The sequence below is a fragment of the Burkholderia sp. SR8 genome, from assembly GCF_052851275.1.
Map to the genome: position 1 here is coordinate 153274 of NZ_JAULUC010000010.1, position 23743 is coordinate 177016.

Below are 23743 nucleotides of genomic sequence, written 5' to 3' on the forward strand. Positions count from 1 at the left end.
GCGCGCGGCGCGCGGCCGTGCCGTGTCCACGCATGCCGACCGGCCGTAGCGGCGTGTCGGCGGCAGCCGCCGCGCGCGAATTGACGGAATCCGCGGGTTCGGCGGTCGGTTTCCACGACCCGGTGTGCAGGACGTCGCGGCGTTTTCAGGATGGGCGTGCCGGCTGCCGGCGAAACGCAATTGATTCATCCATGAAAATACCGACGGGATCACGCGTACCGTGACAATGCCGACGCACGGAAAAAATCGGTAAATGCGACCTTGCCGGCAAGGTTTGCACACTGGCCGACTCGCAAAAAACGACGGCACGCTCGCGCATCAACCCTTCAATCCACTTTAGCGATTTTTACTTTCCGAATTCGATTCACCGACATTCAATGCCGATAGCCATTTCACTTCAATGACTGAAACGCGCCGAATCCGCCGAAGCGTGATACCCGTCAGAAACATTTCCGACACGACATCGGCCGCGAATCTCGTCGTTGAACCATGCATGCAAACGCGCGATCCACGTAGAAAATGCGTCGCGACGCGAGTTTTGTGCGCGTTTCGGCGCGCCGGTTCGCATCGGTGCCGGCAAGCGCTACATCCGCCGGCCGCTTTCGGGATGCGCGCATGAAACAGAAGCACGGGCGCGGCGATGCGCCGCGTCCCGATGCCCCGATTCCGCTTGCATCGACGCGCAAGGCGCGCGAATTGCAAGTTGCCCGATTTCGGCATACTGCACGGCATCCGGGAAAGCCCGCGCGCATCAATCGACACGCCGGACCGGCGGACCCGACCCGCGCTTGCCGACGACGACGTTCATCGCGGCATGACCGGCACCGCGATCAGGTACCGAGCAGTTCCTTCTTGCGCAGATGCACGACGTCGCGCATCGGCGGCGCGCCGAACAGCCGGCTGTATTCGCGGCTGAACTGCGACGCGCTTTCGTAGCCGACGGTCGCGGCGACCGAACCGACGTCGCCGCCCTGCCGCAACAACAGGCGCCGCGCCTCGTGCAGCCGCAACTGCTTCTGGTATTGCAGCGGGCTCAGTGTCGTCACGTGCTTGAAGTGATGGTGGAGCGACGACACGCTCATGTTGACCGCCTGCGCGAGCGTCTCGACCCGCATCGGCTCCGCGTAGTGCTCGCGGATCCATTCGATCGCGCGCGCGATCCGGTGCGTCTGGCTGCCGGCGACGGCCATGTGCCGCAGCCGCGTGCCCTGCCCGTTCGTCATCAGCCGGTACAGCAGTTCCTTTTCGATCAGCGGCGCGACGACCGGAATGTCCGCCGGCGTATCGAGCAGACGCACCAGCCGCAGCGCCGCATCGAGCAGCGGCGGCGTCAGCTCGCCGACCGCGATGCCCTCGCCTTCGGGGCCGGCATCGGGCTCGGGCAGCCGCATCTCGGCCGCAAGCTCGACGATGCGCTCCAGGTCGAGTGTCAGCGTCAGGCACAGGTACGGGGCATCCGGCGACGCCTGCGTGACGCGCGAGAGAATCGGCAAGTCGATCGACGTAATCAGGCAATGCTGCGGGTCGTATTCGTACGCGTGGCCGGCGACGATCACGCGCTTCGCGCCCTGCGCGGCGATCACGAGCGCGGGGCGCGACACGCCGCAGCCGAGATCGACCGGATGCGTGTGCCGGTGCAGCATCAGCGCGGGCACGGCGGTCGGGTGGGAGCCGTCCGCGGGCGCGAAACGGCCGATCAGCGACGCCAGTTCGCGCCGGCCGGATTCGCGCGACGCCGCGATATCGGTCATGTCCATGGCGGATTCCTCGCTTCGTTTACCTGAATCGCGGGAGCATAGCGAAACGCCCGGCGCCGTGCCGGGGATTTGCAGGATTGTTCAATAAATTTGCAGGATTGGGTAGACGCAAAAGCAGGTGTGTCGCGCACACTCGCGGCTATCCTGGCGCATGCCGGGTTTTCCCCACGGAGACAACACAATGCCCACCACGTTTGTCCTGAACGGCAAGAGCGTCACGCTCGACGCCGATCCGTCGATGCCCGTCCTCTGGGCGATCCGCGAACACGCGGGGCTGACCGGCACGAAATTCGGCTGCGGCATGGCGCAGTGCGGCGCATGCACCGTCCATCTCGAAGGCCAGGCCGTCCGCTCGTGCGTGCTGCCGCTCGCCGGGATCGCGGGCAAGCACGTGACGACGATCGAAGGGTTGCAGAGCAAGCCCGCGCAGGCCGTGCAGGCCGCGTGGGTGAAGCTGCAGGTGCCGCAATGCGGCTACTGCCAGTCCGGCCAGATCATGTCGGCCACCGCGCTGCTCGAACAGAACCCGAAGCCGACCGACGCGGACATCGACGCCGCGATGAACGGCAACATCTGCCGCTGTGCGACCTACGCCCGCATCCGGGCCGCGATCCACGACGCGGCCGCGACGCTGGGAGCCTGACCATGACGATCGAACTCGACAATGCCGGTGCGGTGCGTCCGTCGCGCCGCACGTTCCTGAAAGCCGCGGGTGCCGCGACCGCCGTCAGCCTGACGATCGGCTTCGAATGGGCCGGGCTCGGCCGCCGCGCGCTCGCCGCGACGGCACCGGCCGCCGACTTCGCGCCGAATGCGTTCCTGCGCATCACGCCCGACGGCGCGGTCACCGTGATCGCCAAGCACGTCGAAATGGGCCAGGGTGCGTATACGGGCATCGCGACGATCGTCGCCGAAGAACTCGATGCCGACTGGTCGAACGTGCGCGTCGAAAGCGCGCCGGCCGATGCGAAGCGCTATGCGAACCTCGCGTTCGGCACGATGCAGGGCACGGGCGGCAGCTCGGCCATGTCGAACTCGTGGCAGCAGTTGCGCGAAGCGGGCGGCAAGGCGCGCGCAATGCTCGTGTCGGCCGCGGCCGCGCGCTGGAAGGTGCCGGCCGGCGAGCTGACCACCGCCAACGGCGTCGTCACGCATGCGAAGACCGGCAGGACGGCCGCCTACGGCACGCTCGTCGCCGATGCGTCGAAGCTGCTGGTACCCGACAAGGTCACGCTGAAGCAGCCGGCCGACTTCAAGCTGATCGGCCATCGCATTCCGCGCGTCGACGGGTCGGCGAAGTCGAACGGCACCGCGCATTTCACGCTGGACACCACCTTCCCCGGGATGCGCGTCGCGCTGCTGCAGCGCCCGCCGCGCTTCGGTGCGACGGTCAAGTCGTTCGACGCGACGGCGGCGAAGGCCGTGCCCGGCGTGGTCGCGGTCGTGCAGGTGCCGCACGGCGTCGCCGTCGTCGCGAACGGCTTCTGGGCCGCGAAACAGGGCCGCGATGCGCTGAAGATCGACTGGGACGAAACGCACGCCGAAAAGCGCGGCTCGGACGAGCTCATGCGCGAATACCGGCAGCTCGCCGAGAAGCCGGGCGCGTCGGCGCGCAAGGACGGCGATGCCGACGCGGCGATCGCGGGCGCCGCGCGCAAGATCAGCGCGACGTACGAGTTCCCGTATCTCGCGCACGCGCCGATGGAGCCGCTCGACGCGGTCGTCAAGCTGACGGCGAACAGCTGCGAGATCTGGGCCGGCGACCAGTTCCAGACGGTCGACCAGGGCAACGCGGCCAAGGTCGCGGGCCTGAAGCCCGAGCAGGTGCAGATCCATACGCTGTACGCGGGCGGCAGTTTCGGCCGGCGCGCGAACGCGTGGTCCGACTACGTGGTCGAGGCCGTGTCGATCGCGAAGGCGCTCGGCGCGGACGGCAAGCCGGTGAAGCTGCAGTGGACGCGCGAGGACGACATCCAGGGCGGCTTCTATCGCCCGATGTATTTCCACAAGCTCGACGCGGGGCTGACCGCCGACGGCCGGCTGGTCGGCTGGCGCCACCGCATCGTCGGCCAGTCGATCCTCGCCGGCACGCCGTTCGAGGCGTTCATGGTGAAGAACGGAATCGACGCGACGTCGGTCGAGGGCGCGGCGAACCTGCCGTACGCGGTGCCGAACGTGTCGGTCGAACTCACCACCACCAAGGTTGGCCTGCCGGTGCTGTGGTGGCGCGTGGTCGGCAGCTCGCACACCGCGTATGCGGTCGAGGCGTTCATCGACGAAGCCGCACACGCGGCGGCCAAGGATCCGTACCTGTTCCGCCGCGACCTGCTCGCGAAGGAGCCGCGGATGCGCGCGGTGCTCGAACTGGCCGCGCAGAAGGCCGGATGGGATCCGGCCAAGCCGCTGCCGAAAGGTCGCGGGCGCGGGATCGCGGTGGCCGAGGCGTTCAAGAGCTTTGTCGCGCAGGTGGCCGAGGTGTCGGTCGACGCGGACGGCAAGGTGAAGGTCGAGCGCGTGGTATGTGCGGTCGACTGCGGGATCGCGATCAACCCGGACATCGTCGCCGCGCAGATGGAAGGCGGCATCGGCTTCGGGCTCGGCGCGGCGCTGCACAGTGCGATCACGCTGAAGGACGGCCAGGTCGAGCAGCGCAACTTCGACGGCTATCACGTGTTGCGGATGGCCGAGATGCCGAAGGTCGAAGTGCATATCGTGCCGTCGGCGGAAGCGCCGACCGGGGTCGGCGAGCCGGGCGTCGCGCCGATCGGGCCGGCAGTCGCCAACGCGATCTTCGCGGCGACCGGCAAGCGCCATTACGTGCTGCCGTTCGATTCGGGCGATAGCGCGAAGGCTTGACGGAGCGACGGCGCGACGCCGGACCGGCCGCGTGACGGGAACGTTGCGCGGCCGGTTCGTTGTCGCGCTGCCGCGCGTGCCCGATTTTTTGCCATCCCGGATCGAACGATCGGCCCATTCGCTACCTCACTATCACGTTACGCCCCCCGTAACGCCCGTAACGTTCCCGTTTGATGCTACGTAACAATCCTTCACTATTGGTCCGACCCTGTGTCGCGCATCGCTCGCCCCCGCGTTAAAAGTTCTTTTAGATTCAAGGCCGGCGCGCCGTCCGCCCCGCCCGCGTCCGTCGTCGCGTGCGGATAGCCCGTCCCTGGCCCGGAAGTTGCAGCACATGGCCCGCAAACACTCCTTTACGGACATGCGAGGGCCACCATGGATTGCAAATACCTGTACATCGACAACATAAAAATCAACTTCGTACGTCGCACGATCGAAATCGACAACAAAGTCGTCGACGTCACGCCGCGTGAATTCGATGTCGTCGAATTCCTGCTCGACAACATGAACAAGATCGTGCCGCGGCAAGCGATCCAGGAAGCGGTCTGGGGCCGCGAGCTCGGCGTGTCGTCACGCACGCTCGACACCCATATCTCGCGCATCCGTTCGAAGCTGCAGCTCGATCACGACAAGAACCTGCGGATCATCCCGATCTATGCAGTCGGCTATCGGCTCGTGCTGTTCGGTGCGGCCATGACGCACGTCGAGCGCCACGACGCGGCGCCGCTGCTGCGCGCCGCGCCGCAGCCGTCGCTGGCCGCCGACTACGTCTGACGCGTCGCGGCTTACCCGCGCGCCGCCATCGCGCGGCGCGCCGGCACGGTTCTCCACCACGCTGCGCCGGACGCGCAGCGCATCGCGGCCCGACACGCTCGCCGCGCCGCGACACGAACGCCGCCTCCGGGCGGCGTCCGTCTTTGTGCCCGGCACGTGGACCCGCGCCGGTGCGCGCCGCCATGCGACAGCCTCTCCACCTCCTCTCCTTTCCTCGCTCCCCGCGCAGCGGCCTTCGTAGCTCGCCACCACCTGCACCGCCACGCGATGCGCGCGACTACGGATTCCGGCGCGGCACGCGGCCGGCGCCATCCCTACAATCGACGCAGCAGCCGCGCGCAACCCGCGCCGCCGGCCACGACAACCCGACGAACCAACGCCGAATCCGCCCAATCCCGCCGTGCCTGCGCTGCCCCTGACGAATGCCGACGCCGGCGACGCCGCGAACCGGGCGCCGCCCGCCGCGGCCGCCCCGGCCGCAGCCGCCCCCGCCCTGCCGCATGCGACTGCGCCGGCCGCCGTCGCGCTCGACGCGTCGCCGTATCTGCCGCGCTTGTCCGCCGCCGCCGCGCGCGGACTGTCGCATGCATACGGCGCGACGGCGGCTGTCCCCGTCACGCTCGGCGAACACGCATACGAGGTGCGCTGGCGCGTCGACGCCGAACCGGCCGCCGATGCGCACGCATACCGCTTCGTCGTCGGCCCGGCGGCCGGCACGCTGTGGATCGATCCGGCCGCGGAAAGCGAATGGCTCGGCGACGCCGCCGATCCGGCCGTGCCGGCCGTGATCCGCGCGGCACTGCTCGCCGACCTCGCCGCGCCGCTCGCGGCCGTCCTGCAGGCAGCAACGCGGCAGCCCGTGGAACTGCTGCCGCCGCCCGCGAGCGAGTCCGCCTCGCACACCGCGCCGGCCGCGCTGCGCTTCGAGCTGCGCCGCGCCGACGGCGCATGGCGCTGCCACGGCGCGCTGCTGTTCGATGCGCCGGATGCGCTCGCGGTGTTCTTCGCGACGCCGCCGGCCGCGCGGCCCGAGACGCGCGCCGCGTACGCGAGCCTGCCGGTGCCGCTGGTGTTCGAAATCGGCCGGACCGAGCTGACGACGGCCGAGCTGGCCGATGTCGTCGGCGGCGACATCATCGCGATCGAGCGCTGGCGTGCGCACGAGCAGAACCTGCTGTGCGTTGCACGGCTGCCCGCCGCGCCGGCGTGGGAGATCACCGGACGGCCGTCGGGCACCCGGCTGACCGTCGAACGAATCAGGGAGATGCCTTTGGAACCGACCCGCAACGACACCCCGCCGGCGACGACGAGCGCGCACGACGCGCCGCCGGACGATGCGCCGCGCTCGCTCGACGGCCTCGCGGTCGATCTGCGCTTCGAATTGCCGCCCACGTCGATCCCGCTCGGCGAACTCGGCACGCTGCAGCCGGGCGCCGTGATCGAACTGCAGCAAGGGATCAACCAGAGCGTGATCCATCTCGTCGCGAACGGGATGCTGATCGGCACCGGCCATCTGATCGCGGTCGGCCAGAAACTCGGCGTGCGCGTCGTCACGCTGACGCAACCCGCGCCGCGCGAGCGCTGAACGATGGGCAATCTGCCGAATCCGGTCGCGCTGATCGCGGTAATTGCCGCGCTAGGCATCGCGCCGTTCGCGGCGCTGATGGTGACGAGCTATACGAAGCTCGTGGTCGTGCTCGGCCTGTTGCGCTCCGCGCTCGGGATCCAGCAGGTGCCGCCGAACCTCGTGCTGAACGGCATCGCGCTGATCCTGTCGCTGTTCATCATGGCGCCGGTCGGGATGTCGATCCGCGACGCGCTGCAGGCCCGCCACTTCGACGCGTCCGGCCAACTGTCGACCGCCGATATCGGCGCGCTCGCCGATGCCGCGCTGCCGCCGATCAAGGACTTCCTGGTGTCGCATACGCGGCAGCGCGATCGCGAATTCTTCGTGCGCACGGCCACCTCGGTGTGGCCGAAGAACCGCGCCGACGGCATCAAGGACGACGACCTGCTCGTGCTGGTGCCGAGCTTCACGCTCGCCGAGCTGACCAAGGCGTTCCAGATCGGTTTCGTGATCTATATCGTGTTCATCGTCGTCGACCTGCTGGTCGCGAACATCCTGCTCGCGCTCGGGATGCAGATGATCTCGCCGACGACGATCTCGGTGCCATTCAAGCTGCTGCTGTTCGTCGCGCTCGACGGCTGGTCGCTGCTCGTGCACGGGCTCGTGCTGTCGTATCGCGTCGCCGGAGCCGGATGATGCGCGCCCGCACCCTGCGAACCGCCGCCGCGTGCGTTGGCGCGCTCGTCGCACTCGCGCTCGCGTGCGCGCAGCACGGCGTCGCGCATGCAGCCGGCAGTGCCGCGGGCTTCGCGCAGCTTGCGCGCGCGTGCGCGCCGAACGTCGATGCCGCTACGCTCGCCGCGCTGGTGCGCACCGAATCCGGCTTCAATCCGTATGCGATCGGCGTGGTCGGCGGCCACCTGACGCGCCAGCCGGCGTCGCTCGACGAAGCGCGCGCGACCGTGCGCGAACTCGCGGCGCGCGGCTTCAGCTACAGCGTCGGGCTCGCGCAGGTGAACGAACGCAACTTCGCGAAGTACGGACTCGATGAAACGACGATGTTCGAGCCCTGCCGCAACCTGCAGGCGGGCGGTGCGATCCTGACCGAATGCTTCGCCCGGTCGTCGAATACCGGCCGCCCGGCCCAGGCCGCCTTGCGCGCGGCGCTGTCGTGCTACTACAGCGGCAACTTCACGACCGGTTTCTCGAGCGGCTACGTGAGCCGCGTCGTCGCGAGCGCGCAGCGCAACGCGCGCGAAGGCGGCGTGGAGCCGATTCCGGTGGTGCGCGACGTGCCGCCGCCGGCGCGGCAGCGGCGCATGGACGCGGCCGCGACCACGCCGCCCGAACGCGCGCGCAGGATGCCGTTGCCGACCGCGTCCGCCGACGCACCGTCGTGCCATGCGCGCCCGGTCGTGATGATGTGCCGCGGATTGTCGGCAAGCCAGGCGAAGCGGCTGTGCGTGCGGTGTCTCGATCAGTGAGCGTCGACGCGGCGCGCGCGTGACGTGCGCGCCGCCCCGCTTCACGCCGCGCGCTGCCCCTCCAGCCACGCCTGGAACATCAGCACCGTCCACAGCTGGTGCTGCCAGTTCATCCGGCCCGTCTGGTGCTGGCGCCACAGCCGCTCGACCGCCGCCGCGTCGAAGAAGCCCTCGTCGCGCAGCCGCGACGGCTGCAGCAGCGCATCGGCCCAGTCGCGCAACGCACCGCGCAGCCAGTGATCGACCGGTGCGCAGAAGCCCTGCTTCGGCCGGTCGATCAGCGACGACGGCACGTACTGGTCCAGCAGCCGGCGCAGCAGCGCCTTCGATTGCCCTTCCGGCAAACGCACCGACGCCGGCACGCGCCACGCGAACTCGACGACGTGATGATCGAGGAACGGCATGCGCGTCTCGAGGCTCACCGCCATCGCCGCGCGGTCGACCTTCGCGAGGATGTCGGTCGGCAGGTACGTGAGCGTGTCGATCGCCATCGCCTGCTCGGCGAAGCTCAGGTTTGCGGGCCACGCGGCCACCGTATCGAGCGGCGTCGGCGGCTCCTGTCCAGTGAGCGCGATGCGCTCCGGATGATGCACCGACGACATCAGCAGCCGGTACAACCCGATCCGGCTCTCGGCCGTCATCACGTGGCCGAGCTTGTGCAGCCGGTCGCCGATGCGGGTCGCCGAGTCGCGCGCTTCCACGCCGCCCCAGGCGCCCTGCGCGACCGCCGCGAGCTGATCCGCATGATCGGGCCGCAGCGCGTGCAGCGCGGCGGCGATGCGCGCGCGCACCGCCGCCGGCACGCGATGCAGCTTGCGCCACAGGCGCGGCGTCAGGAAGTAGCGCGTATAGCCGCCGAACAGTTCGTCGCCGCCGTCGCCGGACAGGCTCACCTTCACGTGCCGGCGCGTCAGCTCCGACACGAGGAAAGTCGGAATCTGCGATGCATCGGCAAACGGCTCGTCGTAGATCGCCGGCAGCTTCGGCACGACGCCGAGCGCATGGTCGGCCGTCACGTACAGCTCGGTATGCCGCGTGCCGAGGTGGCGCGCGACCGCCTTCGCATAGCCGGCCTCGTCGTAGCCGGCCTCGTGAAAGCCGATCGTGAACGTGTCGACCGGAGTGGCCGACTGCGCCTGCATCAGCGCGACGATCGCCGACGAATCGATGCCGCCGGACAGGAACGCGCCGAGCGGCACGTCGGCTTCCATCTGCCGCGCGACCGCCTGGCGCAGGATCGCGTCGAGCTGCCCGACGGCCTCGTCGGCGCTGCCTTCGAACGGCCGCTCGCGGCCCGCGTCGATCGCCTGCTGCAGCGTCCAGTACGCGCGCACGCGCGGCGTGTCGCGCGCATGTTCGAACTGGATGAAGGTGCCGGGCGGCAGCTTGCTGATGCCGCGATAGATCGTGTGCGGCGCGGGCACGCTCGACTGGCGCAGGTACAGGCACAGCGCGTCGCGATCGATCGCGCCGTCGAAGCCCGGATAACCGCGCAGCGCCTTCAGCTCCGACGCGAACACGAGTGCGTCGCCGATCCGGCCGTAATAGAGCGGCTTCTCGCCGATCCGGTCGCGTGCGAGCGTCAGCACCCGCGACGCGCGGTTCCACAGCGCGAACGCGAACATGCCGGTCGCGCGCCGCAGCGTCGCGTCGACGCCCCATGCGGCGATCGCCGCGATCAGCACTTCGGTGTCGGAATGGCCGCGCCACGCCGGTGCGCGACCCGCGCGCTCGAGCTCCGCGCGCAATTCGCGGTGGTTGTAGATTTCGCCGTTGAAGACCATGACGTAGCGGCCGCATGCGGACGCCATCGGCTGCCGGCCGTGGACCGACAGATCGACGATCGCGAGCCGCCGGTGGCCGAGCGCGATGCCGGCTTCCGGGTCGACCCAGAGGCCCTGCGCGTCCGGCCCGCGATGCGCGAGGCTCGCCGTCATTCGCGCGAGCGTGCCGCGCGCTGTCTCCTCATCGAAGGCGACGCTATTCAGAAAGCCGTCGATTCCGCACATTGATTTGTCTGCCCCTGTTGACCTGTTCCGTCAGCGGCGGCGCACACCTCGCGGCCCGCCGTCCGGCTGACGGTCGAGCCATATTACGAAGAAATAAATCAGCAATAATTCATGGGTGAATGCGGGGCAAGACCGGAAAAAAAGCGGCGTCAAGCGGTGGGCGCACCGTACGGCGATACAAGCAGGCTGGCGATCAAAGCGCGCGTGCGATCCGACCCCGCACTTCCCAACGGTCAGTGGCCGCCCGTGGCCCACTTCAGCAACTGCGCGACCTCGCGGAAATGCTGCTGCTGGATTGTGCCCTTTTCCGGCGTGCTGTCGTACAGCGCATGCGCGAGACCGGCGTTCGCGAGCGTCGGGCGCAGCGCGTCGCGCGCGAGCTTCACGATCCGCTCGGCCGCCTCGCCCTCGCCGCGCGCGAGCACCCACGGCAGCGTGCCGATCCCGCCGTAATAGAGCGCCACCGCGACGCTGGACGAATACACGACCACCGACGCAAAGCCGATCCGGTCCTGCAGCGACGAGAACTGCGCTTCGCGCGCGAGCTGCCGGCGCTTGGCCTCGATGTGCGGATCGCCTTCGTCTTCCTTGTGCTCGCGCCGCACTTCGTCGATCGACATCTTCATCTTCTGGTTGAACTCGTGACGCTGGTGCACGATGTCGATCAGCGCCATCACGATGTAGATCAGCGCGGCCCAGCCGAACAGCAGCATCAGCAGCTTCACGATCAGCGCGAGAATCGACATCGGCCGCGTGAAGCCCGACTGAACCGACGGATCGAGCGACTCGACGATCAGCCAGCCGAGCGTCGCGACCAGCAAGGCGGTCTTCAGCAGCATCTTCGCGAGATTCACGAGGTTGCGCATCGACCACATGTTCTTCAGCCCCTCGGCCGGATTGAGCCGCGACAGCTGCGGCACGAGACGGCTCCACGCCATCACGCCGCCCACCTGCACGAAGCCGGCGAGCAAACCCGCCAGCAGCCCGGCCGCGACGATCTGCGCGGACAGCATCGCCCAGTCGCGCGCGGCGCCGTCGATCAGCACCGCGAGCCGCGCGGACGGATCGGCCGCGCCGGCCGTGTCGAACACGAGCCGGAACAGCGCCTGCAGCCGTGCGAACAGCGTGCCGAGGCCGACCGCTAGCGCGACGCACACGCCGACGAAGAACGCCGACGAGATCGTCTCCGCGCTCTTCGGGACGTCGCCTTTCTCGCGCGCCTCGCGCAGGCGCTTCGCGCTCGGCTTCTGGTCCTTTTCGGCCATGGATGTGCGTCCGGCTCCGGCGGCCCGTCACGTGCCGCCGTGCGCGGCGAACAGCGCGCGCAGCAGCGCCACCAGCCCGCTGTCGGGACTCAGCAGCGCATGCAGCGACGCGTACACCACCGGCAGGAACAGCACCATCATCAGCACCGCGAGCGCGCTCTTCAGCGGCTGCGAGAACACGAAGATGTTCAGCTGCGGCACCGCGCGCCCAACGAGGCCGATGCCGAGCTCGACCAGCACCAGCACGATGATCACCGGCGCGGCGAGCTTCACCATCCATTCGAAGATCGTGTCGGTCTGCCGCACGACGAAGGTCTGCAGCATCGACGAGAAATCGGGGCCGAGCGAACCGATCGGCCACCACGCGTACGACTGCGCGAACAGCTGCACGAGCACCTGCAGGCCGCCCGCGGTGACGAACAGCGCGATCGCGACGAAATTGAGAAAGCCCGACGTCGGGCCGCCTTCGTGCCCGCCCATCGGATCGAAGAACGCGGCGCTGCCGCTGCCGGTCTGGAAATCGATCAGGTAGCCGACGCCCTGGATCGCGAACAGCACCGCGCTGAACGCGCCGGCGAGCAGCATGCCGACCACCGCCTCCTTCGCGACCAGCAGGCACCACATCAGGAACGGCAGCGCGGCGACCTGCGCCGGGTCGATCACCGGCGCGACGAACGCGGCGATCACGACCGCGATGCCGTTGCGCACGAGGCCGGTGATGATCTGCTCGTTGAACACCGGCACGACGAACATGATCGGCAACAGGCGCGGCATCACGTAGAGCAGCGGGCGCAGCGTGCCGGCGATGTCGTTGAAGTTCGCGGCGTGGTCTAGCATCGGCGCTCCGCGGCGTCAGGAGCGGTGTCGTCGGCGGGCAGGATCGCCGACGGTGCAGCGGCCGCGGCAGTTCCCGCATTCGACTCCGTCGTCGCCGCCGCGTCGGTCGCCTTCACATCCGCCGCACCACCGGCCATCTCCGCATCGAACGCGGCAGCCAGGCCCGCAGGCGCCGGCGCAGCGCGATCCGCATCGCCGGCCCACACGCCGGACGTCGCGAAACGCCGCACCGCATGCGCGTCCGCGACTTCGTCCGCGTCGCGCTCGACGCGTGCGGCACGCGCGTGCAACGCCTTCTCGCCGGCCTTGTCGAGCTTGTCCTCGGCGGCCTTCGCCTTGCGCGCCGCGCGCTGCAGGTCCGCGAGCGTCGCCTCGTGATCGCGATGCGCGTGCGCGGCCTCGCTGACCGACGCGTTCGCGACGCCGATATGGCGGTCGAACGTGCGCGTGTCGGCCGCCGCGTTCTGCAGCGCGCGCGCCTCGCGCACGTCGCCGGCGAGCCGCGTCTGGATCGCCGCCTTCGCCGCGACCTGCTGCGCGAGCTGCGCCTGTGCGGCGTCGAGCGCGCGGCGGCTCTGCGCGGCGATGCCCTGCTGGCGCGCGGCCGCGACGCGCGCGATCTGGCTGCGCATTTCGCGCACGCGCTTCAGGCGTGCGAGCGTCGCGAGCACGAGGCGGTCGTCGGCTTCAGACATGATCGTTCGCGAGTGTCGTCAGCTTCGCGAGCAGCGCATCGAAACGCACGTCCTCGTGCGACGCCTGCGCGCAGAACGCACCGATCGCATCGCGCGCACGCAGCGCGAGATCGCCGAGCCGGTCGCTGCCTTCGCGATACTCGCCGATCTGCACGAGCAGCTCGATCTCCTGGTACTTCGCAATCAGCTCGCGCACGCGCGCGGCCGACTGCTGATGCGCACGGCTCGCGACGAGCGGCATCACGCGCGACAGGCTCGCGAGCACGTCGATCGCCGGATAGCGGTTCGCCAGCGCGATCTTGCGCGACAGCACGATATGGCCATCGAGGATCGAGCGCACTTCCTCGGCGATCGGATCCGATTCCTCGTCGCCTTCGACGAGCACCGTGTACAGCGCGGTGATCGAGCCGGTCGCGCCCTGCCCCGCGCGTTCGAGCAGGCGCGGCAGCACCGCGAACGTCGACGGCGGGAAACTGCGCCGCGTCGGCGGCTCGCCGCTCGCGAGCCCGACCTCGCGCTGCGCGCGCGCGAAGCGCGTCAGCGAGTCGACCAGCAGCAGCACGCGCTTGCCCGCATCGCGGAAATGCTCGGCGATCGCGGTGGCCACGAGCGCGGATTTCACGCGCTCCATCGCCGGGCGGTCGGACGTCGACACGACGACGATCGAACGCGCGCGCACCTCGGGCGACAGGCTGTGCTCGATGAACTCGCGCACTTCGCGGCCGCGCTCGCCGACCAGCGCGATCACGTTCACGTCGGCCTGCGCACCGCGCGCGATCATCCCGAGCAGCGTGCTCTTGCCGACGCCGGACGGCGCGAAGATGCCCACGCGCTGGCCGACGCCGAGCGTCATCAGGCCGTCGATCACGCGCACACCGGTCGCAAACGGCGTGTCGATCATCTTGCGCGCGAGCGGATTCGGCGGGTCCTGCTGCGTCGACACCCACGCGGCGCCCGTCACCGGCCCGCGATCGTCGAGCGGCCTGCCGAGACCGTCGAGCACGCGGCCGAACAGCGCGTCGCCGACCGGAAACACATGCTCGCGTCCGGACGGCACGACGGTCGTCTCCGGCGACAGGCCGGCGACGTCGCCGAGCGGCGTCAGCAACGTGGTCTGTCGCGAGAAGCCGACCACTTCGGCGAGCAGCGTCGGCTGGTTCGGCGTGCGCAGCTCGCAGATCTCGCCGAGCCGCGCGCGAATGCCGGTCGCGTTCAGGATCTGACCGACCGCGTGATTGACGCGGCCCTGCACCGACACCGGCGAGAAGAACGCGAGCCCCGCGTCGAGATCGCCGACGAGCCGGCCGCGATCGAACGGCGCGGCGTCGTCGGCGCGTTCGCCGCCGTCCGGCAGCGGATCGTCGAGCGGCGCGTTCATCGCGTCGCGCCCTTCAGCGCGTCGCGGCGGATCGCCTGGCGCAGCGCGTCGATCTGCAGGTCGAGGCTCGCGTCGATGCGCCCGGACGGCGTCTCGACCGTGCACGCGTGGCGTTCGAGCTGCGCGTCCGCGACGATGCGGATCCGTTGCCGGTTCGACTGGCCGGCGAACGCGCGTTCGAGCGCGTCGCGCATCTCGTCCTCGCGGCCGGGCGCGACCCGCACGATCAGGAATGCTTCGTCGCGCACGAGCGGCGCGATCCGCGCGAGCGCGGCCTCGTACAGCTTCTGCGTGCTCATCTCGCCGACGATCGCGCGCACGGCCTTCACGACGATGTCGGCCATCGAATCCTTCATCGACTCCATCGTGCGCGCGGCGGCGAGCGCCTGCGTATAGGTCTGCGCCGCATGCTCGCGCTGCGCGCGGCGCATCCCTTCGTCGTAGCCGGCGGCCTGGCGCTTGTCGAATTCGCGCTGCGCATCGGCGACGATGCGCGCCGCTTCGTCGCGCGCGGTCGCGATCACCGCGGACGCATCGAGCAGCGCCGCGTATTCGCGCTCCTTGAGCACCTTGCGCTCCGACAGCAGCTGCAGGTTGTCGCTCGTGATCAGAAAAGCCAGTCCCATGATGCGAGCCTCTCGGGAATCAGAAACAGGAACAGCAGTTCGCCGAACTGGTCGCGCTGCGCGCGGTTCAGCCAGTACGGCGCTTCGTCGTCGATCGCGCGGTTGAATTTCAGGCGCACGCGTCGCGCGACCGCGTCGCCCGCCACGCCGATGAAGTCCGACAGCAGCCGTCCGCCGCGCGCGCGAATCACGACCGGCAGCGCGGCCGGATCGGCTCGCCACGGTTCGAGCGTGTCGGCGAGCGCGCCGAATTCGGGCGCGCGCTCGAGCGCGAGCTCCAGCGCGTCGCCACCGAGCTTCGCCGCGACCTCCGCGCGAATGCGCCGCACGCCGAGCGCATCGCGCAGCCAGCCGCGATGCAGCAGCAACCCCGCATACGACGCGAGCTGTTCGAGCGCCGCACCGGGCAGCAGCGCGAGCCGCGCGCACGGATTCGCGACGTCGAAGTCGTGATGTCCGGCCACGCCGTTCGCGTCGAGCAGATGGCGCGCAAGCAGCTTGCGGCCGGCCGGACCGAACGCGTCGGGCGAACGATAGCGCGCGGGCCAGTCGGCCGGCACGCGCGTCACGTGCAGATAGCGGTCGGGCCGCAGGTTAAATTCGCAGACGAGCGCGTGAAACGCCGCGCGCCGCGCGGCAGGCGGCGGCGCGACCGGTTGCAGCCACGGCAGCGGCGCCGCGTCGGGCGCGGCGCCCGCCCGCAGCGCGTATGCGTCGTTCATGCGCCGTCGCGCGCGCCGTCCGGCGTGCGCAGGCTGGCGCCGCCAGATGGCGCGGCAGCACCGCCGGCGCCGTTGCCGCCGCGCGGCGCAACGCCGACCAGCGCGGCCAGCCGCGCGCCGAACATCCCGCGCCGTGCGGCCGACAGCGCGATCACCGCGCAGGTCAGCAGGATCAGCGCGAACACCAGCCAGCCGAGCGGCGAGCGCAGCCGCAGGATGTCCGACACCGCGCTGCCGATCCCGTCGACGCGCGTCGTGCGGGCCGCGGCCGGCTGCAGGAACAGCGACACGTTGTCGTACTGCAGCCCTTCGATGCTGTGCGCGACGAGATCCTTGACCATCGGCGCCATCGCGCGCAGGTCCACGCCGGGCCGGTAGCGGATGTACACGGCCGCCGACGACGGCTTGATCTTGTCCGCGAGCGGATCGTTCTCCGGAATCACGACCTGCACGCGCGCGACCACCACGCCTTCGATGTCCTGCAGCGTGCGCGACAGGTCCTGCGACACGCCGTACAGGTAGCGCACGCGCTCCTCGGCCGGCGTCGACACGAGCCCCTGCTTCTGGAACAGCTCGCCGAGGCTCGCATAGCTCGGCTTCGGCAGCCCGTTCGCCTGCAGCACGGTCAGCGCCGACTGCATGTCGCCGTCCGCGACGCTGACCTGCCACGCGTTGCGATCCGACGTGTCGCGCGCATCGTTGTCCTTCGACGCGCTGATGCCCGCATCGCCGAGCACGGCGACCATCTGGTTCGCGTCGCGCTCCGACAGGCCCGAGTAAAGCTCCTTCTGGCAGCCGGCCAGCAGCGCGAGCAGCCCCGCGAGCAGCGCACGCGCCGCCCGGCTGCGCCACGCATGCATGCGCGGCGTCGAATCGATCGTCGTCATCGTTTGTCCGCTTCAGGGCGCGCGGCCGTTTCGGGCACACGCACCGCCTTTCGTCACTCCTGCGTCTTCAGCACGGTGTGCGTGAAGCCGTTCGCCGCCTGCGCGACCGACAGGCTCAACTGGTATTCGGAAATCGTGGTGGTCGCCGTCCACTGGAAATCCATCGCCTGCACCATCGTCATCAGCGGATCGCTGCGGCTGTCCGCCATCGACGTCAGCATCTCGGTGCGATGCTTGTCGATGTTCGCGTACCGCGTGTCGAGATCGTTGCCGTACGTGCGCAACCGCTCGACGAGCGACGACTGGTTGGCCTGCGCGGGTGTCGCGGGCGTCATCTGCACCGCCGGCGCCGCATCGGCCGGCGCGCGCGACATCGCGACGCCGGATGCCGACGGCGACGTCGCGGCCGGTGACGCACCCGGCTGCATCAGCGCATCGAACTGGCGCACCTGCGCCGGATCGGACGCCGTGCCCGCCTGCTGCGCGGCGCCCGCGAGCGCGGCTGCGCCCGGCGGCGCCGCGCCTACGCCTGTTACCGACATGATCGTGTCCTCCTTGACCGGCTAAGCCGGGAACGAGCCGGCCGTCACGCGCGCACGCCCGGCCGGGCGCCCGTCGGGCGCAGCCCCCGGCATCCGGCGTCGCGCGGCGCGGCCGGCGACCGGCGTCATGCGCGGCCGGCGGAACTCAGGTGTTGCGCAACCTGGGCATTCGCCGTCCCCTCCTGCGCGGTCACTGCGTTGCTGGTTTCGAACGTCGCGGTCGACTGCTGGACCTGGAAGTTGATCTTCGTCAGTTCGAGCTGCGTCTTGGTCAGGTCGTCCGCCTGCTTCTGCACGTCGCCCGTGTTCGTCACACCACCTGCTGCCGAGGTACCCATGCTTCGCTCCTTTACGTGAACAACACTCCATATTCCGGCGGCGGCCCCATGCCCCGCCGGCGACGTGACGCGCCGCATGCGCGCGGCGTGTCGCGTAATGCGCGCACCGCGCGATCCGCGATGCGCAGGTCCTGTCGCGGCGCTAGTGCGCCGTGCCCTTCGATGCGGCGGCCGCCGCGACGGCCGGCGTCGCCGGCGCGTCGGGTACCAGCGTCGGCCCCGGCACCGGCTGCGCGACGCCTGCCGCCGCGCCGCTCGCGAGCGGCGCCACGGGCGGCGCCGGCGCCTGCTCCGGTGCGTGCGCGGACGGGCCGCCGAGCGGCATCGTGATGCGCTGGCCGTTGCGTTCGAACACGACTTCGTCCGGCCCGATCGACACGACGGTCGGCCCTTCCTTCAGCCGCGCGCCTTCGAAATAGCGGCTGCCGTCGACCGTCTCGATGTAGCGCTGGTCGCCGTCGCCGGCGAAGACGGTCGTGATCTCCGGAATTCCCGCGACACCGCCGAGCGTCGTCGTGGTCCGCGGCGCGGCCGCATCGGCGTCGCGCACGTGATCGACCACTTCGAGCGCGGGACGCGCGTCCTTCATGTAGTTGCGGATGCGCGGCTCGATCTGCGCGCGCGCGGCCGCGCCGGTCAGCTCGATCCGGCCGCGGCCGAGATAGGTGACCGTCAGCGCCGTGTCGCTGAAATACGTCTGCGCGGTCGCGACGAGATCGCTGACCACGTAGATGTTGCCGAGCGCCGCGTTGTCGACGCCCGCGACGATCTGCGCGACGCGTTCGCGCGCGGCCGGATCGCTCACGTAGCCCGACACGATCACGCCGTCGTCGCGCGGCGCGACCGCGAGTTCCGGATACGCATGCAGCAGCTGCTGCAGCCGGTGCGTGCGCGCGAGCACCGATTCGTGCTGCCACGGCAGCCGTCCCGACCACGCGACGAAGCCGTACCCGAGCGCGCCGAGCAGCACGCCGATCCACAGCGCGACCAGCGCGATCACGAGCCGCCGGCTGCCGAGCCGGCGCAGGCCGCCGGTGAGCCAGCCGAGCCACGCGGCCTCGCGCGCGGCGTCCGGCGCATCGGCTTCGTCGGGCACCGCGACGCTCGCCTGCGCATGCCGCGCGATGCCGAGCTTGATCGAGCCGACCGTCACGACGTCCTGCGGCGTCATCGAGCGGCGGCCCGCGCCGAGCGGCTCGTCGTTGAACAGCACCGGCGCACCGCCGTCGCCGCCGTGGTTCTGTACCGTCACCGCGAGCGCGCCGACCTGCAGACACACCTGTTTCGCGCCGATCTCGCGATCGGGCAGGATTACTTCACAATCGGCCGCGGTGCCGACCCAGTTCGCGCCGCGCGCGAGCGACATCGTGCGGCCGTACATCGGGCCGCTGAGGAAACACAGGTTCCACGGCGACGCGAGCGCGGCCGAGCCGGCCCCCGCGCCCGCCGCGCCGCCGGGCAGTGCGCCGTCGCCGTGCGGCTCAATGATGCTCGTCGACATGGGTTGGCGCTCCTGCGGTCGTCGCCACCGGCTGCGATGCCGCATTCGGCGGCGGCGGCAGCGCGGGCGGGCCGAACTTCGTGCCGGGCAGCGGCTTCGGCGTCAGCGGTACCGCGATGTCGTTGTCCGGCGGCCGATACATCGACATCGCGTTCGGATCGGCCGGCGCGTCCGCGCCCGGATTCACGGGCGAGCCGTCCGGCGCGTACATCGACGCGGTCGTCACCACGCGCGGCGTCAGCAGGTAGAACCGCTCCATGTGGTTGCCCGACTTGTCGGTGTACTTGAACAGGTTGCCGATCAGCGGAATGTCGGACAGCCACGGCACGCCGCTCTTGTTCAGCCGCACCTCGTCGTCGTTGAAGCCGGCGATCAGCAGGCTCTTGCCTTCGTCGATCATCGTCTTCGTGACGATGTTGCGCTGCTGGATCACCGGCACGTTCGACACGGCCTGCCCCGGCACGATGTTGCCGTCCTGGATGTCGATCGACATCATCACGCTCTGCGAATTGCCCGACACCGCCGCCGCGTTGCGGATCGCCTCGTCGACGATCATCGGCGTCACCTTGATGCTGGTGCCCGTCGTCACGCTGTACAGCGACGAATCCTGGTAGCCCTGCACCTGCACGTAGAACTGCGTGAGGTTCTCGAGGATCGCCTCGGTATTGTCGAGCGCGAGCACCTTCGGCTTCGAGCGCAGCTGCGCCTGCCCTTTCTGCGCCAGCGCGTTCACGCGCGTGAGCAGATAGTTGCGCAGCGAACCGCCGATCGACGCAGTCAGCGCGATGCCGGTCGGCATGAAGCTGCCGGTCTGACCGGTTTCCGACGTGCCGATGCCGAACGTGAGCGGCGGATTGCCGGCGCCGTTGTACTGCGTGTTGCCGTTCAGCGGATTCTGGCCGTTGCCGATCTGCACGTCGCCGTGCGTCGTGTGCAGGCGCCAGTCGATCCCGAGGCTGTCGAGCGAATCCTCGTTGATGTCGATGATCGTCACGTTGATCTCGACGATGCGCGGCCGCTCGTCGAGCTGGTTGATCAGCGACTGGTAGCGGTACATGTTCTCCGGCAGGTCGCGCACGATCACCGCGTTGATCGCAGGATCGGCGACGATCTGCGGCAGCGCGTCGCCGCCGGCTGCGTTCGAGAACGGCGAGAAGCCGCCGGCCGCGCTGTCCGCGCCGCCATAGCCGCCCTGCCGCGGGCCGCCGGAAATGTCCGGGAAATCGAGCCGCGGCACCGCGATCGTCAGGCCCGAGCCGAGCTTCACCTGGCGCGCGGCCTGGCCGAGCGGCGTGCTCGACGGCAACGCGCTGGTGCCGCCGCCCTTGCCGAACAGCCGGCGCAGGATCGACGCGACGCCCGGCACCGTCACTTCCTTGCCCGAGCGATTGATCGTGAAGTCGGACGCCCAGCCGTACCTGAGCCGGAACGCGCGGATGTCCGCATGCGCGCCGTTCGCCGACGGATCGCCGACCGAGCCGACCGCCTGCCGCACGAGTTCGACGTAGCGGCGCGGGCCGGCGACGTACACGCTGTTCGCGCGATCGTTGATCACGAGCGTGTAGCGCTTGTCGGGAATCTGCATCGCCTGCAGCGCGCGGCCGATCTCGCCGGCCGCGTTCGGCGGGATCGGGATCATCTGCGTCTGCGACTGGTCGGCCGGATCGACGTACAGGAACGAGCCGTCGTAGTACCACGTGAGCCCGTAGGTCGAGCAGATCGTGTCGAGCGTCTGCTGCGGCGTGCCGGAGAAGCGGCCGCTGATCACGCCGTCGACCTTCGGGTCGACCACGGCCGTCACGCCTTGCGACGACGCGAGCTCGCGAATGAAGTCGCCGATCTTCTTGCCGTTCGCGACGATCGTGAACGGCTTGTTGCGCCAGCGCAGGTCCGCCGCGCGGGCCGGCTGCGCGGCCGTCATGCACAGCGACGCCGTGAGCAGCGCGGTCGCGCACATGGCGAGCGCGACCCGTTGCAGGCGGCGCGGTTGAAACCGGATCGGGGCGACGCGTCGACGCATCAAAAGACTCCTGTGGAAGAAACGAACATGCGTTCCAGCGCCTGCTGCGCGAACCGCAGCACCTCGCTGCCGAGCCAGCCGGACAGCAGCACGAGCGCGACGACGAGGCCGGTGACGGTCGCGATCAGCACGATCGGCAGCGACAGCAGCAGCACCAGCATCAGCGCCTGACGCGTCAGGTCGAGGATCGTCGAGCTCGTCATTGCACGACTCCCGGCGTGCGCACGCCGGCGCCCGCGCCGAGCGTGCCGTCGTCGGGCGGGTTCTTCACCCAGCCGATCGTATGCAGCTGCACGTCCTCCTCGACTTCCTGGTACGACAGCACCGCGAGATCGGGCAGCACCGGCTGCAGGATCGTCTTCACGTAGCGGCGCGCGCCGAGCGCGACCATCACCGCGAGCCGCGGCGTGCCTGGCGGATTGCCGTGGCCGCCGGCGCCGGCTGCGTGCGCGGCCGTCGCGGCCTGCACGATCGCGCGCACCTGCTCGCCGATGTCCTGCTTGATCGCGCTCGACAGCGCGAGGAAATTGCCCTGCTTCGTGCGCATCACCGCGTTCTCGATCCGCTCCTGCAGGTTCTGCTCGAACAGCACGACGCGCAGTTGCCGCGTCGCGCCCGCATGGCGATCGGTGATCATCCGCCGCAGGTCGACGCGCACCAGCTCGACCAGCGCGATCACGTCGTCCGGCTCGTTCGGCGCCCACGTGATCAGGCTTTCGAAGATCACGCGCAGGTTGCGGATCGGCACCTGTTCGGCGAGCAGCCGGCGCAGCACCTCGGTCACGCGCTGCAGCGGCACGAGCCGCGTCAGCTCGCCGACGAGTTCGGGATGCTCGCGGCGCACCAGGTGCACGAGCGCCTGCGTTTCCTGGATGCCGAGCAGCTCGTCCGCGTGCTGGCGCACGATCTGCTCGACGTGCGCGGCGAGCGCGCCTTCGCTCGTCAGCCACTTGCCGTCCGGCGCCGCGCCGTCGGGCTTGATCCACAGCGCGGTCGCGAACGGGCCGAACGCTTCGGCCGGCTGGCGCTCCGCGCGCTCCGGCAGCGGCGCGACGCCGTCCCACAGCAGCCAGCCCGGCTTCAGCGCGCCGTGCGCGGCGAGCACGTCCTGCAGATAGATCCGGTAGGTGCCGGCCGGCGCGCCTTCGTCGTCGTTCAGCGTGATGCGCGGAAACACCGTGCCGATGTCCGCATCGACGCGCGCCTTCGCGCTCGACAGCGCGCTCTGCAGCTGCGCGAGGTTCAGCGTCGTGCGCAGGTCGTCCGACAGCGACACCGCGATCAGCGACGTGACGCCCGCCGCATGCGACACCTTCGCGGGCTGGCCGTCGTCGGTCGCGCCGATGCGGCCGGCGATATGAATCAGGTTGAAGCTCGGCGCGGCCGTCTTGCGCTTGAGCTGCGTGAACGCGAACGCGCCGAGGCCGAGCGCGATCAGCGCGAACGACCACTTCGGAAAGCCGGGCACGACGAGGAAGCCGGCCAGCACCAGCGCCGCGATCAGCAGCGCGCGCGGATGCGCGCCGAGCTGCTCGCCCAGTTGTTCGCCGAGCTGGCGCTGCCGCGTGTCGCGCGTCGCGACACGCGTCGTCACGATGCCGGCCGCGATCGATACCAGCAGCGACGGAATCTGCGACGCCATCCCGTCGCCGACGGTCAGGATCGCGTAGCGCTGCAGCGCGTCGCCGATGTCCATCCCGTGCATCAGCGTGCCGACCGCGATGCCCGCGACGATGTTGATGAATGCGATCACGAGCCCCGCGATCGCGTCGCCCTTCACGAACTTCATCGCGCCGTCCATCGCGCCGTGCATCTGCGATTCCTGCTCGAGCTTCTCGCGGCGCTCGCGCGCTTCGTCGGCGCTGATGATGCCGGCGCGCAGGTCTGCATCGATGCTCATCTGCTTGCCCGGCATCGCGTCGAGCGAGAAACGCGCGCCGACTTCGGCGACCCGCTCCGACCCTTTCGCGATCACGATGAACTGCACGACGGCGATCACGAGGAACACCACGCCGCCCACCACGACGTTGTTGCCGACCACGAGCCGGCCGAACGCGTCGATCACGTGGCCTGCGTTCGCGTGCAGCAGGATCAGCTTGCACGACGCGATGTTCAGTGCGAGCCGGAACAGCGTGGTGAACAGCAGCAGCGCCGGAAACGACGAGAAGCTGACCGCCGACGGCACGTACGTCGACACCGTCAGCAACACGACGCTCGCCGCGAGGTTCAGCGAAATCATCCCGTCGAGCGCGGCCTGCGGCAGCGGCAGGATGAACAGCGCGACCACCGACACGATGAACGCGGCGAGAAACAGATCCGCGCGCGGCGACGCCCCGAGACGCCGCCCGGACACGCTGCGGCCGGCGGAAAAGATCCGCTGCCAGTCGCGAGGGAGCGCCTTCGGTTCAGCCATCGTGCCGTCGTCCTGTCGTTGTCGCCGGCGGGCGCGGGCGATCCTGCCCCGCGTCGCGCGGACCGTTGAATG

General features: G+C 69.9%; 21 protein-coding genes. 6 read left to right on the forward strand and 15 right to left on the reverse strand.

The window, feature by feature from the left end:
- Positions 1-830: 830 nt before the first annotated feature.
- Entirely contained in the window at positions 831-1757 is a 927-nt protein-coding gene (locus Q3A80_RS15580; RefSeq protein ID WP_446329853.1) for an AraC family transcriptional regulator N-terminal domain-containing protein, read from the reverse strand.
- A 181-nt stretch (positions 1758-1938) separates the two neighbouring features.
- Here Q3A80_RS15580 and Q3A80_RS15585 point away from each other — a divergent pair, with 181 nt between their 5' ends.
- The 6 genes from Q3A80_RS15585 to Q3A80_RS15610 all read left to right on the forward strand — a co-directional run bounded on the left by Q3A80_RS15585 (position 1939) and on the right by Q3A80_RS15610 (position 8438).
- Positions 1939-2400 carry a (2Fe-2S)-binding protein gene (locus Q3A80_RS15585; RefSeq protein WP_446329854.1) on the forward strand — a complete coding sequence of 154 codons (462 nt, stop codon included), beginning with the start codon at positions 1939-1941 and terminating at the stop codon, positions 2398-2400.
- Between the two features lie 2 nt (positions 2401-2402).
- Entirely contained in the window at positions 2403-4613 is a 2211-nt protein-coding gene (locus Q3A80_RS15590; protein ID WP_446329855.1) for a molybdopterin cofactor-binding domain-containing protein, read from the forward strand.
- A 375-nt stretch (positions 4614-4988) separates the two neighbouring features.
- On the forward strand, positions 4989-5387 hold the full coding sequence (locus Q3A80_RS15595) for a winged helix-turn-helix domain-containing protein (RefSeq protein WP_446329856.1): 399 nt from the start codon (positions 4989-4991) through the stop codon (positions 5385-5387).
- Between the two features lie 400 nt (positions 5388-5787).
- Positions 5788-6972 (forward strand): type III secretion system cytoplasmic ring protein SctQ, encoded by a 1185-nt coding sequence (sctQ, locus tag Q3A80_RS15600; protein ID WP_446329857.1) that lies wholly within the window; start codon positions 5788-5790, stop codon positions 6970-6972.
- Positions 6973-6975: 3 nt separating this feature from the next.
- On the forward strand, positions 6976-7650 hold the full coding sequence (gene sctR / locus Q3A80_RS15605; RefSeq protein WP_040140436.1) for a type III secretion system export apparatus subunit SctR: 675 nt from the start codon (positions 6976-6978) through the stop codon (positions 7648-7650).
- Positions 7650-8438, forward strand: coding sequence for a lytic transglycosylase domain-containing protein (locus Q3A80_RS15610; protein WP_446329858.1), 789 nt, complete (start codon positions 7650-7652; stop codon positions 8436-8438). Before sctR ends, Q3A80_RS15610 begins: the two co-directional genes overlap by 1 nt.
- A 41-nt stretch (positions 8439-8479) precedes the next feature.
- Here Q3A80_RS15610 and asnB read toward each other — a convergent pair whose 3' ends face one another.
- The 14 genes from asnB to sctV all read right to left on the reverse strand — a co-directional run bounded on the left by asnB (position 8480) and on the right by sctV (position 23671).
- Positions 8480-10447, reverse strand: a complete 1968-nt coding sequence (asnB, locus tag Q3A80_RS15615) for an asparagine synthase (glutamine-hydrolyzing) (protein ID WP_446329859.1) — start codon at positions 10445-10447, stop codon at positions 8480-8482.
- A 233-nt stretch (positions 10448-10680) separates the two neighbouring features.
- Positions 10681-11712, reverse strand: coding sequence for an EscU/YscU/HrcU family type III secretion system export apparatus switch protein (locus Q3A80_RS15620; RefSeq protein ID WP_446329860.1), 1032 nt, complete (start codon positions 11710-11712; stop codon positions 10681-10683).
- Positions 11713-11739: 27 nt separating this feature from the next.
- Positions 11740-12549 carry a type III secretion system export apparatus subunit SctT gene (sctT, locus tag Q3A80_RS15625; RefSeq protein ID WP_446329861.1) on the reverse strand — a complete coding sequence of 270 codons (810 nt, stop codon included), beginning with the start codon at positions 12547-12549 and terminating at the stop codon, positions 11740-11742.
- Positions 12543-13244 (reverse strand): hypothetical protein, encoded by a 702-nt coding sequence (locus Q3A80_RS15630; RefSeq protein WP_446329862.1) that lies wholly within the window; start codon positions 13242-13244, stop codon positions 12543-12545. The genes sctT and Q3A80_RS15630 overlap by 7 nt, the downstream gene beginning before the upstream one ends.
- Positions 13237-14622 (reverse strand): type III secretion system ATPase SctN, encoded by a 1386-nt coding sequence (sctN, locus tag Q3A80_RS15635; protein ID WP_446329863.1) that lies wholly within the window; start codon positions 14620-14622, stop codon positions 13237-13239. Before sctN ends, Q3A80_RS15630 begins: the two co-directional genes overlap by 8 nt.
- Positions 14619-15248 carry a type III secretion system stator protein SctL gene (gene sctL / locus Q3A80_RS15640; RefSeq protein ID WP_446329864.1) on the reverse strand — a complete coding sequence of 210 codons (630 nt, stop codon included), beginning with the start codon at positions 15246-15248 and terminating at the stop codon, positions 14619-14621. The genes sctN and sctL overlap by 4 nt, the downstream gene beginning before the upstream one ends.
- The gene (locus Q3A80_RS15645; RefSeq protein ID WP_446329865.1) at positions 15230-15970 is read right to left on the reverse strand and encodes a SctK family type III secretion system sorting platform protein; all 741 of its coding nucleotides are present in this window, start codon (positions 15968-15970) and stop codon (positions 15230-15232) included. The genes sctL and Q3A80_RS15645 overlap by 19 nt, the downstream gene beginning before the upstream one ends.
- A complete protein-coding gene (sctJ, locus tag Q3A80_RS15650) occupies positions 15967-16857 on the reverse strand; it encodes a type III secretion system inner membrane ring lipoprotein SctJ (protein ID WP_446329866.1) in 891 nt (296 codons plus the stop codon). Before sctJ ends, Q3A80_RS15645 begins: the two co-directional genes overlap by 4 nt.
- Positions 16858-16910: 53 nt before the next feature.
- On the reverse strand, positions 16911-17399 hold the full coding sequence (locus Q3A80_RS15655; RefSeq protein ID WP_446329867.1) for a hypothetical protein: 489 nt from the start codon (positions 17397-17399) through the stop codon (positions 16911-16913).
- A gap of 125 nt (positions 17400-17524) precedes the next feature.
- Positions 17525-17737, reverse strand: coding sequence for a hypothetical protein (locus tag Q3A80_RS15660; protein WP_006480857.1), 213 nt, complete (start codon positions 17735-17737; stop codon positions 17525-17527).
- A 142-nt stretch (positions 17738-17879) separates the two neighbouring features.
- A complete protein-coding gene (gene sctD / locus Q3A80_RS15665; protein WP_446329868.1) occupies positions 17880-19238 on the reverse strand; it encodes a type III secretion system inner membrane ring subunit SctD in 1359 nt (452 codons plus the stop codon).
- Positions 19219-21258, reverse strand: a complete 2040-nt coding sequence (gene sctC, locus Q3A80_RS15670) for a type III secretion system outer membrane ring subunit SctC (RefSeq protein ID WP_446329869.1) — start codon at positions 21256-21258, stop codon at positions 19219-19221. Before sctC ends, sctD begins: the two co-directional genes overlap by 20 nt.
- On the reverse strand, positions 21258-21461 hold the full coding sequence (locus Q3A80_RS15675; protein WP_446329870.1) for a flagellar biosynthetic protein FliQ: 204 nt from the start codon (positions 21459-21461) through the stop codon (positions 21258-21260). Before Q3A80_RS15675 ends, sctC begins: the two co-directional genes overlap by 1 nt.
- Positions 21458-23671 (reverse strand): type III secretion system export apparatus subunit SctV, encoded by a 2214-nt coding sequence (sctV, locus tag Q3A80_RS15680; RefSeq protein ID WP_446329871.1) that lies wholly within the window; start codon positions 23669-23671, stop codon positions 21458-21460. Before sctV ends, Q3A80_RS15675 begins: the two co-directional genes overlap by 4 nt.
- Between the last annotated feature and the right edge of the window lie 72 nt (positions 23672-23743).